3 protein-coding genes are annotated in these 1,436 nt (G+C 65.2%); 1 reads left to right on the forward strand and 2 read right to left on the reverse strand.

Going from position 1 to position 1,436, the window contains the following annotated elements; translation table 11 throughout:
* Positions 1–191 (forward strand): transposase (locus tag AC1D1G_RS45160; RefSeq protein WP_477956932.1); only part of this gene is annotated, 191 nt, incomplete at its 5' end.
* Positions 192–233: 42 nt separating this feature from the next.
* Here the strand turns inward: AC1D1G_RS45160 and AC1D1G_RS45165 are convergent.
* Both AC1D1G_RS45165 and AC1D1G_RS45170 read right to left on the reverse strand, forming a co-directional pair.
* A complete protein-coding gene (locus AC1D1G_RS45165) occupies positions 234–776 on the reverse strand; it encodes a DUF1109 domain-containing protein (RefSeq protein WP_477956933.1) in 543 nt (180 codons plus the stop codon).
* A 349-nt stretch (positions 777–1,125) separates the two neighbouring features.
* Positions 1,126–1,436, reverse strand: a 311-nt coding sequence (locus AC1D1G_RS45170; protein WP_477956934.1) for a glutamate-cysteine ligase family protein, incomplete at its 5' end; no start/stop codon positions are given.

Raw genomic sequence — 1,436 nt, forward strand, 5'->3', positions numbered from 1 at the left:
CACCCTGGCAGCGCGGGACCAACGAGAATACGAACGGCATTCTCCGTCAGTACTTCCCCAAAGGTTCGGACCTGAGTGTGCACTCGAAAGCGGACCTGGAGTGGGTCTCACGGCAACTCAATGAGCGCCCCCGGAAACGGCTAGAATTTCGCACACCCATCGAAGAGATGGAACGACTGCTGTTGCGATGACCGCCAGAATCCGCCGATCCCCCTGTGGGACAGAGTGGTCGGTTAGGTCCGCCAGACCGAAATGAATTCGTACCATGGCCCGCCGATGTGAGTTGCGGTGAAATCGTCGAATCCGGCAGGGGTACCGTTCGGGGAGTACGCCCACCCGCTGCTCACGGTCAGTCCCAGTCCGCCGTCCTTGATGAAGTAGACGACGCCATCATCGCCCGACATGGCGGTGCGGATATCGAACCGGCCGATCTCAAGTTGGCTGTGGAGCGGCTCCGGATCGGCCAATAACTCGCGCGCTACCTGCTCGAACTCGGAACGTGTGTCGTCGAACGACGACCGTGGCGCGAGCATCACCGTGGCGACAGCGACGAGTACGACCGCCGGTGCAGGCACGATCCACCATGACCACCGCCGGTCCGCGCCGATGACATACAAGGTCCGCACTGCCCACACCAGCCCGACGACGGCGAGAACCAACAACGCCGCTGCACCAAACAACAGAGGATCTGCCCAACCCGCGCTGCCGTAGCGAGAGGGCCACCAGTCGTAATAGATACACACCAAGATCAGTACTGGGACCACGGTGAAGGCCAAGTGGATCGGTCCGGGAGGCTTGTTCGGCTTGTCGTAACTGATCAGCGTCCGAACGATCGGTCCATCGGAGCTGCTCATTCATTCAAGTTAGCCGCTGTCCGCCCCGGGCACTGCCGTCTGCGCAGTCAGCCACGGTGCCCCTCGATGCCACGACTGGATCGCGCACCGCGCGTGGCCGCCAACTCACGCCGATACAACACCCCTACTTTCCGGAGAAGGTGCGGCACTGGCCGTCGCGGACACGGATGGAGATCGCGCGGCTACGCCATGCCCGGGTTCGCGTATTTCAGCACCCGGGCGGGGGTGTCGCAGCCGGGTCCAGTGCAACTTCGGCGGTGTCGATCCGGGGTCAGCATCCTTCGGTGGTGGTGTGGGTGAGCAGGTCGAGCACGGTGGCAAGCGAACCCGCCCGCAACGCCCGGCATTGCCGGGCGGCGCCGTTGCCGGTCGCCAGGACCCGGGTCACCGCGGCCCGGGCGGCGGTGTAGTCGCCGTGCTCCTCGAGTTCCGGCCGGATGCGGGTCAGCAGGCGTTCGAGCAACCTGTCCGCGGGGACCAGTCGGCCCGACAACGCATCGATGCCGTGGCCGGTCAGGCCGTCGTGGGCGGCACGCCAGTACGCCGACCGCAGCACCTGCTGGTCGAGCATCGGGGCGGGGG

The organism is Rhodococcus sp. P3_B8, assembly GCF_056402775.1.